Origin of the sequence: Mesorhizobium atlanticum (assembly GCF_003289965.1) — a bacterium.
Lineage (GTDB): Bacteria > Pseudomonadota > Alphaproteobacteria > Rhizobiales > Rhizobiaceae > Mesorhizobium > Mesorhizobium atlanticum.
Genome location: NZ_QMBQ01000002.1, coordinates 781,052 through 793,321, shown reverse-complemented (window position 1 = coordinate 793,321; position 12,270 = coordinate 781,052). Strand labels below are relative to the sequence as shown.

Below are 12,270 nucleotides of genomic sequence, written 5' to 3'. Positions count from 1 at the left end.
CAATGAGTTGACGCGCGGAGGTTGGGAAATCCTGCTTCGCGCGCTTTGCTGCGCGAGTGGTCCCGCCGACCAGTCGCAGCGCCTGACAGGAGTGCCGCCATGGCCACGACCACCGCCCCCTGGGCCACCGAAAAGCCGACCGCCCTTCTGGTGCTCGCCGACGGCACGGTGATCGAAGGCCGTGGCCTCGGCGCCACCGGATCGGCCGTCGCGGAAGTGTGCTTCAACACCGCGCTGACCGGTTACGAGGAGATCCTCACCGATCCGTCCTACGCCGGCCAGATCGTCACCTTCACCTTCCCGCATATCGGCAATGTCGGCACCAATGACGAGGACATCGAGGACTTGCATCCGGCGGCCCGCGCCGGCGCTGTCGGCGCCATCTTCAAGGCCAATGTCACCGACCCGTCCAACTATCGCGCCGCCGGGCATCTCGACCAATGGCTGAAGCGGCGCGGCATTGTCGCGCTGTCCGGCATCGATACCCGCGCGCTGACCGTCCTGATCCGCGAGAAGGGCATGCCCAATGCCGTCATCGCGCATGCGCCCGACGGCGTTTTCGACATCGAGGATCTGAAGCGGCGGGCGGCTGCCTGGTCGGGCCTGATCGGCCTCGATCTCGCCAAGGAAGTGACGTCCGGCCAGTCCTCCGTGTGGCGCGAGACGCCCTGGATCTGGAACGAGGGCTATGGCGAGCAGGACGCGCCGTCTTTGCATGTCGTGGCCATCGACTATGGCGTCAAGCGCAACATCTTGCGCTTGCTGGCGGGCCTCGGCGCCAAGGTCACCGTCGTGCCGGCCCAGACCGGCGCCGAGGAGATCCTGGCCATGCAGCCGGACGGCATTTTCCTGTCGAACGGCCCCGGCGACCCGGAAGCGACCGGCGAATATGCCGTGCCGGTGATCCAGAGCCTCTTGAAGACCGACATTCCGGTGTTCGGCATCTGCCTCGGCCATCAGATGCTGGCGCTGGCGCTCGGCGGCAAGACCGAAAAGATGCATCAGGGCCACCATGGCGCCAACCATCCGGTCAAGGACCACACCACCGGCAAGGTCGAGATCGTCTCGATGAACCATGGCTTCGCCGTCGACGCCGACTCGCTGCCCGAAGGCGTCGAGGAAACCCATGTCTCGCTCTTCGACGGCTCGAATTGCGGCATCGCGCTGACCGGCCGACCGGTCTTCTCGGTCCAGCATCATCCTGAGGCCTCGCCCGGTCCGCAGGATTCGCACTACCTCTTCCGCCGCTTCGTCAACCTGATCCGCGAGCGGCGCGGCGAGGAAGCGCTGGCGGAGCGGGCCTAATCCTTTTTTGAGGTTCTGTGATGCGTGCAGCAGAAGGAGCTTCCGAAGACGCTGCGGATGTGGCGATATACGATGAGCGGAAGACCGCGCTTAAAACGGAAAGGCTCTGCCTGCCGACGTAACCATCGATATCCTGCGCGGCTCCAGTCGACTCAAGGCGCTGCGCAACTGGCGAAAGCTCACCCAAGCCGAACTGGCCGCAGCGATCGGTGTCAGCCAGGGTTTCCTGTCGGACCTCGAATCCAATCGCCGTAAGCCGTCAGAGCAAACCAGCGCAATGCGGGCGAAGGCACTCGATATCCCCGGAGAATGGATCGAGCCCTAAAGCATGTCTCCCGAAAGTGGGAACCGGTTTCGGGGCAAAGACATGCGCAAAATCAAAAGCCTAAAGCGCAGGGAGCGAATCTGAAAGATCGCGACGCGCTTTAGTCGTTCTCAGGCCGCGTCCGTCACCGCCGCGTCCTGCGCATGCATGCGCTCGACTTCCTTCGGCGTCGGCCTGGCCACTTTCGTCACGAAGACGATGACCGCCAGCGTCAGGAAGATCGCACCGAGCACATAGGGCGCGCCGCCGAACACAACCGGCGCGGTCGGGCTCGTGAACCAGGAGAAGATCGCCGTATAGAGCAGCGGCGTGATGATCGAGGTGATCGAGAAGATCGAGGTCATCGCACCCTGCAATTCGCCCTGCGCCGAAGGCGGCACCTTGGCCGCGGCAAGACTGCGTAGCGGCGGATCCGCCAGCGCCTCCAGGCAGCCGGCCACGATCACCGCGTAGATCATCCAGCCTTGCGTCGAAAACGCATAGCCGAAGGCGCTGAGCGCGGTGAAGGTGAGCCCGATCGCCGCCGTCCTCCATTCGCCAAGCTTCGGAATGATCCGCGGCAGCACCGTCGCCATGATGATCGCGCCGCACAGGCCGAAGGCGCCCAGCGAGAAGCCGATCTGCTGCTGGTTCCAGCCATAGCGGTAGTTGGAGACGAACGCCCAGACCGCCGGGTACATCATGTGGCCAAGCGTCATCAGGAAGAACACAAGCCCGATCCAGCCGATGCCCGGATAATTGCGCATCTGCATCAGCGTGCCGACCGGATTGGCACGCTTCCACTCGAAGGGCCGACGGTGCTTCTCGTCCAGCGTCTCGGGCAGGAAAACCATCGCGATCAGGAAATTCACGAAGGCGAGCGCGGCGGCGAAATAGAACGGCACGCGCGGCCCGAACGTGCCGAGCACCCCGCCCAGCACCGGGCCGATGACGAAGCCGACGCCGAAGGCGATGCCGAGCAGGCCGAAATTCTTCGCCCGGTTCTCGTCATTCGAGATGTCGGCGATGAAGGCCGATGTCGTCGAATAACTGGCGCCGGAAATGCCGGCGAGCACGCGGCCGATGAACAGCATCGGATAGGACCAGGCGATGGCGCAGATCAGATTGTCGATCGAGAAGGTCAGCACCGAGGCCAGCAGGACCGGCCGGCGCCCGAAGCGGTCGCTCAACCCGCCAATGATCGGCGCGAAGAAGAACTGCATCGCCGCATAAACGAAGAACAGCCAGCCGCCCTCGATCGCGGCCTCGCTGACGCTGAGGCCGCTCAGTTCCTCAAGATAGGCAGGCAGCACCGGCATGATGATGCCGAAGCCGATGATGTCGAGCAAAAGCGTCGTGAAAACGAGCGCAAGGCCCCGCTTGGCGGTTTTAGGGTCGATCATGATGATAAGCTCCTCATCCGCCTTGGGGCACGGCGGGACGGACCTTATAGGCGAGGTTAGCCGCGGGAACAATCCGCGAACGAACGCAAATGCCTTATGCTGACATCACTTGCCAACTGTCGCCGATCGCGGATCGTCACCCGAAAGGGAGCGGAAACGCCACCCTCAGATCGGACCGCTCATCGTGTTGCAGTCGGACAGCTTGCCGCTCTTGAAGCCTCGCGCCAGCCAGGTTTGCCGCTGCTGCGAAGTGCCGTGGTTGAAGCTTTCCGGCACGACATAGCCCTGCATCTTCTTCTGCAGCGTGTCGTCGCCGATCTGCTTGGCCGCGTTCAACGCGCTTTCGATGTCGCCCTGCTCCAAAATGCCCTTCTGCTGCGTGTAATGCGCCCAGACACCGGCGAAGCAATCGGCCTGAAGCTCGATGCGCACCGACAGCTGGTTGGCGTCGACCTCGCTCATGCCCTGCCGCATCTGGTTGAACTTGTCCATGATGCCGGTGAGGTTCTGCACGTGATGGCCGACCTCATGCGCCACCACATAGGCGCGCGCGAACTCGCCTGAAGCGCCGAACTGCTGGTCGAGTTGCTGAAAGAAGGTCATGTCGAGATAGACCTTGTGATCGCCCGGGCAGTAGAAGGGCCCGGCCGCCGCCGAAGCGAAGCCGCAGGCCGAACGAACCTGGCCGCTGAACAGCACCAGCTTGGGATCCTCATAGGTCAACCCCTGCGATTTGAAAATGCCGGTCCAGGTGTCCTCCGTGTCGGCAAGCACGGTCGCGACGAACTGCTTCATCTCGTCATTGGCGGGCGCGTTGCCATTGTCCTGCGTCTCGGTGATCTGGCCGCCGCCACCGGGCAGCAGGCCGCCGTCGCCGCCACCCAGGATCTGCGAGGGATCGAAGCCGAAATACCATCCCGCGAGCACAACCAGGATGACCAGCAGGATGCTGCCGCCACCGCCAGTGCGGCCGCCGATAGGAACGCGGAACTGGCCGCCGCCGCCCAATCCGCCGCCAAGCCCGCCACCGCTGTCGCTGCGGTCATCCTCGATATTGTCGCTCTGACGACGGCCTCTCCAAAGCATGGCAACTCCTCGCAATGCGAATGTCCTGGAGGGGCTGGCCCGCGACCGCCCCCGTGCTGACAACTATCGCAACGGCCAGCCTAAGTCACAGAATTTTTCGCGTCCAAAAGATGCGCGGGCCGGAGGAACTCCGATCGGCTGGTTAATTTTCACGCCCGATAAACCGGCTGAAAACCTCAGCTTTTCTGCTTGGCACCGGCGCTTTTGCCGTCCGAACTTTTCGAACGTTCCTCGAAACGCGCGGCGCCTTTCTTCAGCGGATGGCCGGTCTCGGCCTCGGTCTTGCGCTCGTCCCTGGCTGCAGCCTGGCGCAACCCCCTGGCCGCCTGCTTCCCCTTGGCGGTCGGTGCCTGTTCGATACCCATTGCTTCCTCCCTAAGCGCGATGATCGCGCGATGTGGGAAGTAATGCGGCGAAGATCGGTCGGTTCCGTCTCAACGCGCTCGGATGGATCAAACGCCTATGCCTGGCGATGCGTCATCGCCCGGCGGAAGGCGTCCAGCGTTTCGGCGCTGACATGGTGTTCGATGCCCTCAGCATCGATGCGCGCCGTCTCGGCGCTGACGCCCAGCGAGCGCAGGAAGGCCTCCACCGTCTGGTGGCGGATGCGGCTTTCCTCGGCGACCTTGCGGCCGGCCTCGGTCAGGAACACGCCGCGATAGGGTTTTCGCGAGACCAGCCCGTCGGCGCACAGCCTGGTCAGCATCTTTGCCACCGTCGGCTGCGCGACGCCGAGCCTTGCCGCGATATCGACCTGCCGCGCTTCGTTGCCGTCCTCGATCAGATCGGCGATCAGCTCGACATAGTCTTCCACGAGCGCGCTGCGGCGCGCCTGGCGCTGTTGCCGGAATCCTTCCGAATGGATTTCGGCATCGGGAAGCGGCTCCTCGCGTCGAACCGGTTTGTTCCTCAGCGCCAATACGCGCCCCTCCTGCCTGTCCTAGAGCATGATGCCGAAAAGTGAAGCGGTATTCCGGACGACGTCGCGCTCTATCTCCTCGACTGAATCGGCATCGCATCCATAGCACGAAACCCCTGATGATCCGGCCGTTTATTTGCATTCCCGCGCGGGCGCAACCGGCGTTTGCCACCGCCCGCCCTGGAACTTGCTCCCGCGGATCACGAAAGCATGATCAATGAAATATAGCCTATTGCATAATGTTGAGCCATGGCATAGGTAAAAGGTACTTCGATAGTTCCAGCGGAAATCCCATGTCCGATGCCGATGCAGCAACCGTAGCCCGACCCGCGTGGCGATTCGACAGGCCGGACGACGAGCAGCCCAGCCTGCGCGAGGTGAACGCCTCGATCGCGGTGCCGCGGACCGGCGTCTGGTTCCGCCGCCTGTTCGCCTTCATGGGACCGGGCTACATGGTTTCGGTCGGCTATATGGACCCAGGCAACTGGGCGACCGACCTCGCCGGTGGCGCGCAGTTCGGCTACACGCTGCTTTTCATCATCATGCTGTCGAACCTGATGGCGATCCTGCTGCAGGCGCTGGCGGCACGTCTTGGTATCGCCACCGGCCGCGACCTCGCTCAGGCCTGCCGCGCCTACTATCCGCGCCCCGTCAATCTGATGCTCTGGATCGCCTGTGAACTGGCGATCATCGCCTGCGACCTCGCCGAGGTGATCGGCACGGCGATTGCGCTGCAGCTTCTGTTCGGCATTCCGCTGGTCGGCGGCGCCATGCTCACCGCGCTCGACGCATTCCTGGTGCTATTGCTGATGAACAAGGGCTTCCGCTATCTCGAGGCCTTCGTCGTCGCGCTGCTGATCATCATATTCGGTTGTTTCGCCATCCAGATCTTCGTCGCCGCGCCGCCGGCCGGCACCATCCTGCACTCGATGTTCGTGCCGTCGTCCGAAATCGTCACCAATCCGGCGATGCTCTACATCGCCATCGGCATCATCGGCGCGACGGTCATGCCGCATAACCTCTATCTGCATTCCTCGATCGTGCAGACCCGCGCCTATGAGCGAACCGATGCCGGGAAGCGCGACGCCATCAAATGGGCGACGGCGGATTCCACCATTGCGCTGATCCTGGCGCTGTTCGTCAACGCTTCGATCCTGATCGTCGCGGCGGTCGCCTTCCACGATACCGGTCATCACCACGTCGCCGAGATCGGCCAGGCCTTCGAGCTGCTGTCGCCGCTGCTGGGCTTGAGCATCGCCTCGATCCTGTTCGCGGTCGCGCTGCTTGCCTCCGGCCTCAACTCGACGGTCACCGCGACGCTCGCCGGCCAGATCGTGATGGAAGGCTTCCTGCGCCTGCGCATCCCGCAATGGGCACGGCGCCTGTTGACGCGCGGCATCGCCATCGTCCCGGTGGTGGCCGTCACCGCGCTCTACGGCGAAAAAGGAACGGCCGAGTTGCTTGTGTTCAGCCAGGTTGTGCTATCGATGCAACTGCCCTTCGCGGTCATCCCGTTGGTGCAATTCGTGTCGGACAAGAAGAAGATGGGCAGCTTCGCCATACCGCGTGCCGTCGCGATCTTGGCCTGGGTGGTGGCCACCGTCATCCTCGCTCTCAACGTCAAGCTGCTCTACGACACCTTCGCCGGCTGACCGCGACATTCCGGCCGGACGCGCTATCTTGGCGCTATGGTCGAACCCGACGAAGCCCGTAGATTTTACGCCAGGCTGATGGCAGCGCAGGCGCGGTCGGCCGATCCGCGCATCGAGGAGGTCTTCGCCTCGGTGCCGCGCGAGGCCTTTCTCGGCGCGGGGCCATGGACCGTCTTTGCCGGCGAAGGCCGGTTCGAGACGCCGAGCGCCGATCCGAGCTACATCTATCAGAACGTGCTCGTTGTACTCGATGCCGACAAGGGCATCAACAATGGCGAGCCGCTTCTGCATGCCATGTGGCTCGGCAAGGTCGAGCCGAAACCGGGCGAGGCCGTCACCCATGTCGGCGCCGGCACGGGCTATTACACGGCGCTGCTGGCGAGACTGGTCGAGCCGGGCGGCAGCGTCACCGCCGTCGAGATCGAGCCCGACCTTGCCGCGCGCGCCAAAGCGAACCTTTCAGCCTACGACAACGTCGAAATCGTCCAGGCCGACGCCGTCGTCAATCCGTTGCCGCGCTCCGACATCATCTATGTCAATGCCGGCGTCGTCGCCCCGCCCGCCGCATGGCTGAAGGCGTTGAAGCCCGGCGGTCGCATGATCTTTCCGTGGCGCCCGTCCGAAACGGTCGGCCTCGCGGTCCTCATAACCCACCTGGGAAACGGCTTCGCGTGCCGGCCCTTCATGGGCTCCTGGTTCATCCCTTGCGTCGGCGCCTCCGCTGTCGAGCCGGGCGCGAAAATACCGAACCGCGAGCGCGCCGCGCGCACCCGCTCGATCTGGCTGGCGGCGGACAAGGCTCCGGACCGCACGGCGACCGCTGTCTTCGAGCAGGTCTGGTTCTCGTCGCGCCGCATCACGGGCCCTAAACCCAGAAAAATTTGATGGCGCATGTCGTGAAGCCCCTCGCTCGTTCGTCGTTACGTTGAACCCGCTGTGACGGCGGAGGAACAGCAGAGGAGAAGAGCACATGCGCAAGATCATCGCCGCCACCTTCGTCAGCCTCGACGGGGTCATGCAGGCGCCGGGCGGGCCGGAAGAGGATCCGGTCGGCGGCTTCAAGTTCGGCGGCTGGACCTTCCATTACTTCGACGAGGTGGCGGGCACGGCAATGGAGGAACTGTTCTCCAAACCCTTCGACCTGCTGCTCGGCCGCAGAACCTACGACATCTTCGCCGCGTACTGGCCGTATCAGAAAGATTCGATCGCGGATGTTTTCAACCCGGCGACCAAATACGTGGCGACGCACCGGCCGGATTCGCTGACCTGGGAGAACACCCGGTCGCTTGGACCCGACATCGTCGCCAGGCTTAAGGAACTCAAGCAGGAAGACGGGCCTGACCTGCTCATCCAGGGCTCGGGCGATCTGATCCACACCTTGCTCGCCAATGGGCTGATCGACGAGATCCGGCTGATGATCTTTCCGCTGCTGCTGGGCAAGGGCAAGCGGCTGTTCGGCGACAATGCGATGCCGGCCGCCTTCAAGCTCGTCAAGTCGCAGGCTACCACCACCGGCGTCATCATGGCGACCTATGAGCGCGCGGGCGAAATCCGCACAGGCTCGTTTGCCCAGCAGGAGCCTTCCGAAGCCGAGCTCGAACGGCGCAGGACCTGGAAGTAGCAATGGATGCGGGCGGGGCCGGCCTCGCCGCCACCTCGCCCGCGACCGATGCCTTTCCCGGAACGATGAGACATTCGACGCCATCTCAAGGACCATGCCGATGATACCCACCATAACCGCGTTCGAACGATCCCCCGATGGCGGCAGGGGGCTGGCGCGCGACATGCAGGTGCGCTGGGCGCTCGAGGAAGCCGGACAACCTTACGACGTTCGTCTCGTCTCGTTCGCTGCGATGAAGCAGCCGGCGCATCTAGCGCGCAACCCTTTTGGCAGTATCCCGACCTATGAAGAAGGCGATCTCGCTCTGTTCGAGTCAGGCGCGATCGTCCTCCACATCGCGGTGCGTTACGCGGGCCTGTTGCCCGACGACGCGAACGCCCGGGCGCGCGCGGTCGCCTGGATGTTCGCCGCGTACAGCACGGTGGAGCCCCCGATCCTCGAGCGAGCAACCGCCGTGATTCTGGAGCGCGATGCGCCGTGGCACGATGAGCGCTTGCCCCTGGTCGACGACCGGATCCGCAAGCGGCTGGGCGAACTCTCTCGCCATCTCGGTGATTCCGACTGGCTCGATGGCGACTTCAGCGCCGGCGACCTTGTCATGGTGGGCGTTCTGCGCCGGCTGCAGAGATCGGGACTGCTGAACGAGTTCCCGAACCTTGCCGCCTATGTCGCCCGCGGCGAGGCGCGGCCGGCCTTCAAGCGCGCATTCGACGCGCAATTGGCGGTCGCCCTAGCTGCGTCGAACAACTGAACAGCGCTCGCGTCACGCCGCCTGGCGAGGGCGTGAAAGACCCTCGCGGATATGGCCGGCAAAAGCCTGCGCGGCCGGCTGGGCGGCATGCTTTGGCAGATGCAGATTGACGGAGAAATTCGGCAGCGCCGGGAGCCCGGCATCGGACAGGATGTCGAGATCGGCAGGCACCGTCGACGCAAGCCAGGTGGTCACCGCCAGGTCCGACCGCACCGTGGCGGTCGTGGCATCGATGTTGCCGTTTTCGAACACGGTGCGCCAGTCGAGCCCATGCTCGGCGAGCGCCGCCAGCACCGCCGGCCGGAAGGCGCAAGTGTCGGCGACGATGGAGACCGGCAACGGCCGCTTCAGGCGTGCCGCGCCACCCCTGGCGCCGACCCAGACCAGCCGGTCGACGAGCAGGCATTCGCCGGCGCTGGGACCGACGCGCTCCTCGATGACGGCAAGGTCGATGGTGCCCGCCGCCAGGGCCGCCGCGAGTTCCGGCGAAGAGGCGCAGACCAGCGAGATCTCTACCTGAGGATAGGCTTCGGCATAGGCTTTCAGCACGGGCGCGAGCAGCGTGCCGACAAGATCGTACGGCACGCCGATCCGCACCTGTCCGGCGACCACCCTGCCCTTGATCTCGGTGAGGATCTCGTCATTGAGCTGCAGCAGGCGCCTGGCCTTGTCGAGCAGCCGCTCGCCGGAACGCGTCAGCTTCAGGCCGCGGCGATCGCGCTCGAACAGGCTTTGCCCCAGCACCTCTTCCAGCCGCTTCACCTGCTGGCTGACGGCACCCTGCGTCAGATGAAGCGCATTGGCCGCCGCCGTCATGCTCGCCTTGTCGGCGGTGGTGACGAAGGTGCGGATGAGGGTCGTATCGAGATCGCGGATCATGGTCTTCCATTATAGTTCCTAATGCAAATCATATCAAACATTTCATTTACTGATGCCGTGAAGCGCCTAAGCATGCCGGCTTCCTCAACTGGGAAGACCGCATGTCCGAAACCATCCTCCCGCTGGTCCTGTTCGCGCTGATCTCGACCGCGACGCCCGGCATCGCCACGACATTGTCGACCGCCTCCGGCGCGCAATTCGGCTTTCGCCGTTCGGTGCCGCTGATGGCCGGCAGCGCCGCGGGATTGGCTACCGTGGCCGCCGCGGGCGCAGCCGGCCTCGCCGGCCTGCTTGCCGCGGTGCCGTCCCTGCAGCTCGCCATGAAGATCGCCGGCTCGCTCTATCTGATCTGGCTGGCGATCAAGATCGGCCGCAGCGGCCCACCCAATCTCGACATCAGCATGGCCAGGCCGAACAGCTTTTTCGGCGGCGCCGGCATCCAGTGGATGAACCCCAAGGGCTGGGCGATGGGACTGGGCGCTGCGGCATCCTTTGCCGCGCTCGCCGATGGCCCCTTGCAGCTTGCGCTGCTTCTCGGCGCCGTATTCGGCCTGGCGGCTGCCTTCTCGCTGTCGCTGTGGTGCGCGGCGGGAACCCTGCTTGCCCGCCTCCTCAAGACTGAGCGCCAGTGGCGCGCGCTCAACATAGTGCTCGGCCTGCTGCTGGCCGCCTCGATCCTTCAGATGTGGCGGCCGGTATAAAACGCTGGTTCCTCGCCCCCACCAAGGTGGGGGAGAGGTGGCTCGGCGAAGCCGAGACGGAGAGGGGGACTGGCGCCGCCTTGACCAAGGATCCAGCGACGACCTCGCTCTACGAAGACCCCCTCTCCGGGCCGCTTCGCGGCCACCTCTCCCCCGCTTTGCGGGGGCGAGGAACCTAGTGCTAGACCGCGTAGCGCGCCGCCGGCTTGCCGGAGAACAGGCTGCCGAAGAACTGGTCCCTGGCGCCGAGATAGGTCGTCAGCCCGGCCGCATCGGCAAGGCCGGGCGCGGTGACAGTCTCGCCCTGGGCGAAGCCGGCAAGTGCCGCGTCGACCAGATCCTCGGCGCTCATGATCCAGTCCGGATTGATCCTGTCGAGGCTGATACCGGAGACGTCCCACAACTCGGTGCGGATCGGTCCGGGCACGACGGACTGGACCTTCACATTGGTGCCGGCGACTTCCTTCTGCAGCGCTTCGGTGAAGTTGGCGACATAGGCCTTGGTGCCGCTGTAGATGCCGCCGACGGCGATGCCATAGGCAACGACCGAGGCAATGTTGATGATGCCGCCGCGATTGCGCGCAAGCAGGCCCGGCAGCACCGCGCGGGTCAGCCTGGTCAGCGCAATGACATTGACCTTGATCATGCGCTCCGCCGTGTCGGCGTCGGCGTCGGCAATCGTCTCCAGGCCGGCCACGCCGGCATTGTTGATCAGCAAAGTCACGCTGTCGTCCGTCGCGACCGCCTGCTCGACGCGGTGCAGATCGGCGTCAACGGAGAGATCGGCGACGATCGTCTTGACCTTGCGGCCATAGGCATAGGCGAGCCTGTCGGCTACGTCCTGCAATCGATCGGCGCGGCGCGCCACCAGCACCAGATCGTAGCCCTGCCCCGCTAGCCGGTCCGCGTAGACCGCGCCGATGCCCGACGATGCGCCGGTGATGACTGCGGTGCCCTTGTTGTCCTTCGTGCTCATTGTCCTGTTCCTTTTGTTCGCTTCGCTTGGTTCGGCGCCGATGACCGCATCGTCCGCCGCGCCTTTGATTTCTATTAGTGGCATATGCCACTTTCGCCGAAATAGGTATATGCCACTATCTTGTCAACGGCAGCCACGAAAACTATTTTCGCAGTAGGCCGACGCGTCGATGCGCCGGCAAGGAGTGATGATGACCGAAGCTCGGAAGCCGGGATTTAGCGACTGCAACAACGCCACGCTGCGCCGCGCCGCCCGCAGCCTCGGCCGCTTCTATGATGACGCGCTGGGGCCAACAGGTCTGAAGAGCACGCAGTTCGGGCTGCTCTTTCAGATCCACATCAGCGATGAGCCGGCGATGGGCGCCATCGCCGAGGCGCTGATCATGGACCTCTCTGCGCTCGGCCACACGCTGAAGCCGCTGATCCGCGATGGTTATGTCGAGACCTTTGCTGACAAGGACGACCGCCGCGTCAAGCGTGTGCGCCTGACGCCGCAGGGTGAGGCCAAGCTCGACGAGGCGCTCAAGCTCTGGAGCATCGCCCAGCGGCAATTCGAGGACAAGGTCGGCGTGGAGCAGGCGGCGAAACTGCGCGCGGCACTGGACGCCGTGGCCGATCTCGATCTGGAAATGCCGGCGGCCGCTCCTTCGAACTGAAAGAGCGGCCGCCGATCA

At 64.5% G+C, this 12,270-nt stretch carries 14 protein-coding genes; 8 read left to right on the top strand and 6 right to left on the bottom strand.

From position 1 onward, the window contains the following. The first annotated feature begins 99 nt into the window (after window positions 1-99). Together carA and DPM35_RS33285 are read left to right on the top strand one after the other, a co-directional pair. Complete coding sequence (carA, locus tag DPM35_RS08855; protein WP_112126869.1) at window positions 100-1,305, top strand: glutamine-hydrolyzing carbamoyl-phosphate synthase small subunit; 1,206 nt, start codon at window positions 100-102, stop codon at window positions 1,303-1,305. A gap of 106 nt (window positions 1,306-1,411) precedes the next feature. Next, window positions 1,412-1,630, top strand: coding sequence for a helix-turn-helix domain-containing protein (locus tag DPM35_RS33285; protein WP_112127124.1), 219 nt, complete (start codon window positions 1,412-1,414; stop codon window positions 1,628-1,630). Between the two features lie 110 nt (window positions 1,631-1,740). Here the strand turns inward: DPM35_RS33285 and DPM35_RS08845 are convergent, their stop codons facing one another. The 4 genes from DPM35_RS08845 to mntR all read right to left on the bottom strand — a co-directional run bounded on the left by DPM35_RS08845 (window position 1,741) and on the right by mntR (window position 5,017). Beyond that, a complete protein-coding gene (locus DPM35_RS08845) occupies window positions 1,741-3,012 on the bottom strand; it encodes a TCR/Tet family MFS transporter (protein ID WP_112126868.1) in 1,272 nt (423 codons plus the stop codon). 165 nt (window positions 3,013-3,177) lie between these two features. Continuing rightward, the gene (gene ypfJ, locus DPM35_RS08840; RefSeq protein ID WP_112126867.1) at window positions 3,178-4,098 is read right to left on the bottom strand and encodes a KPN_02809 family neutral zinc metallopeptidase; all 921 of its coding nucleotides are present in this window, start codon (window positions 4,096-4,098) and stop codon (window positions 3,178-3,180) included. A gap of 176 nt (window positions 4,099-4,274) precedes the next feature. Further along, on the bottom strand, window positions 4,275-4,463 hold the full coding sequence (locus tag DPM35_RS08835; protein ID WP_041002355.1) for a hypothetical protein: 189 nt from the start codon (window positions 4,461-4,463) through the stop codon (window positions 4,275-4,277). Window positions 4,464-4,558: 95 nt separating this feature from the next. Beyond that, window positions 4,559-5,017, bottom strand: a complete 459-nt coding sequence (gene mntR / locus DPM35_RS08830) for a manganese-binding transcriptional regulator MntR (RefSeq protein WP_041002353.1) — start codon at window positions 5,015-5,017, stop codon at window positions 4,559-4,561. A gap of 293 nt (window positions 5,018-5,310) precedes the next feature. Here mntR and DPM35_RS08825 point away from each other — a divergent pair, with 293 nt between their 5' ends. The 4 genes from DPM35_RS08825 to DPM35_RS08810 all read left to right on the top strand — a co-directional run bounded on the left by DPM35_RS08825 (window position 5,311) and on the right by DPM35_RS08810 (window position 9,041). Next, entirely contained in the window at window positions 5,311-6,669 is a 1,359-nt protein-coding gene (locus DPM35_RS08825; protein WP_112126866.1) for an Nramp family divalent metal transporter, read from the top strand. A 36-nt stretch (window positions 6,670-6,705) separates the two neighbouring features. After that, a complete protein-coding gene (locus DPM35_RS08820) occupies window positions 6,706-7,554 on the top strand; it encodes a protein-L-isoaspartate O-methyltransferase family protein (protein WP_112126865.1) in 849 nt (282 codons plus the stop codon). An 85-nt stretch (window positions 7,555-7,639) separates the two neighbouring features. After that, window positions 7,640-8,290, top strand: coding sequence for a dihydrofolate reductase family protein (locus DPM35_RS08815; protein WP_112126864.1), 651 nt, complete (start codon window positions 7,640-7,642; stop codon window positions 8,288-8,290). A 100-nt stretch (window positions 8,291-8,390) separates the two neighbouring features. Further along, window positions 8,391-9,041, top strand: coding sequence for a glutathione S-transferase family protein (locus tag DPM35_RS08810; protein ID WP_112127123.1), 651 nt, complete (start codon window positions 8,391-8,393; stop codon window positions 9,039-9,041). A 12-nt stretch (window positions 9,042-9,053) separates the two neighbouring features. On the opposite strand, the gene DPM35_RS08805 is transcribed toward DPM35_RS08810, so the two are convergent. After that, entirely contained in the window at window positions 9,054-9,920 is an 867-nt protein-coding gene (locus DPM35_RS08805; RefSeq protein ID WP_112126863.1) for a LysR family transcriptional regulator, read from the bottom strand. A 101-nt stretch (window positions 9,921-10,021) separates the two neighbouring features. On the opposite strand from DPM35_RS08805, the gene DPM35_RS08800 reads away from it, so the two are divergent. After that, window positions 10,022-10,621, top strand: a complete 600-nt coding sequence (locus DPM35_RS08800; protein WP_112126862.1) for a LysE family translocator — start codon at window positions 10,022-10,024, stop codon at window positions 10,619-10,621. A gap of 181 nt (window positions 10,622-10,802) precedes the next feature. On the opposite strand, the gene DPM35_RS08790 is transcribed toward DPM35_RS08800, so the two are convergent. Further along, window positions 10,803-11,597: an SDR family NAD(P)-dependent oxidoreductase gene (locus DPM35_RS08790; protein WP_112127122.1), complete on the bottom strand. Its 795-nt coding sequence runs from the start codon at window positions 11,595-11,597 to the stop codon at window positions 10,803-10,805. Between the two features lie 190 nt (window positions 11,598-11,787). On the opposite strand from DPM35_RS08790, the gene DPM35_RS08785 reads away from it, so the two are divergent. Beyond that, complete coding sequence (locus DPM35_RS08785) at window positions 11,788-12,252, top strand: MarR family winged helix-turn-helix transcriptional regulator (protein ID WP_112127121.1); 465 nt, start codon at window positions 11,788-11,790, stop codon at window positions 12,250-12,252. Window positions 12,253-12,270: the final 18 nt, after the last annotated feature.

Excerpts from the sequence above, each read along its gene's own strand:
- DPM35_RS08785 (WP_112127121.1), top strand. The coding sequence starts at position 11,788 with ATGACCGAAGCTCGGAAGCCGGGATTTAGCGACTGCAACAACGCCACG.
- ypfJ (WP_112126867.1), bottom strand. The coding sequence starts at position 4,098 with ATGCTTTGGAGAGGCCGTCGTCAGAGCGACAATATCGAGGATGACCGC.
- DPM35_RS08790 (WP_112127122.1), bottom strand. The coding sequence starts at position 11,597 with ATGAGCACGAAGGACAACAAGGGCACCGCAGTCATCACCGGCGCATCG.
- DPM35_RS08820 (WP_112126865.1), top strand. The coding sequence starts at position 6,706 with ATGGTCGAACCCGACGAAGCCCGTAGATTTTACGCCAGGCTGATGGCA.
- DPM35_RS08810 (WP_112127123.1), top strand. The coding sequence starts at position 8,391 with ATGATACCCACCATAACCGCGTTCGAACGATCCCCCGATGGCGGCAGG.
- DPM35_RS08825 (WP_112126866.1), top strand. The coding sequence starts at position 5,311 with ATGTCCGATGCCGATGCAGCAACCGTAGCCCGACCCGCGTGGCGATTC.
- DPM35_RS08800 (WP_112126862.1), top strand. The coding sequence starts at position 10,022 with ATGTCCGAAACCATCCTCCCGCTGGTCCTGTTCGCGCTGATCTCGACC.
- DPM35_RS08845 (WP_112126868.1), bottom strand. The coding sequence starts at position 3,012 with ATGATCGACCCTAAAACCGCCAAGCGGGGCCTTGCGCTCGTTTTCACG.
- DPM35_RS08835 (WP_041002355.1), bottom strand. The coding sequence starts at position 4,463 with ATGGGTATCGAACAGGCACCGACCGCCAAGGGGAAGCAGGCGGCCAGG.
- DPM35_RS08805 (WP_112126863.1), bottom strand. The coding sequence starts at position 9,920 with ATGATCCGCGATCTCGATACGACCCTCATCCGCACCTTCGTCACCACC.
- DPM35_RS08815 (WP_112126864.1), top strand. The coding sequence starts at position 7,640 with ATGCGCAAGATCATCGCCGCCACCTTCGTCAGCCTCGACGGGGTCATG.
- carA (WP_112126869.1), top strand. The coding sequence starts at position 100 with ATGGCCACGACCACCGCCCCCTGGGCCACCGAAAAGCCGACCGCCCTT.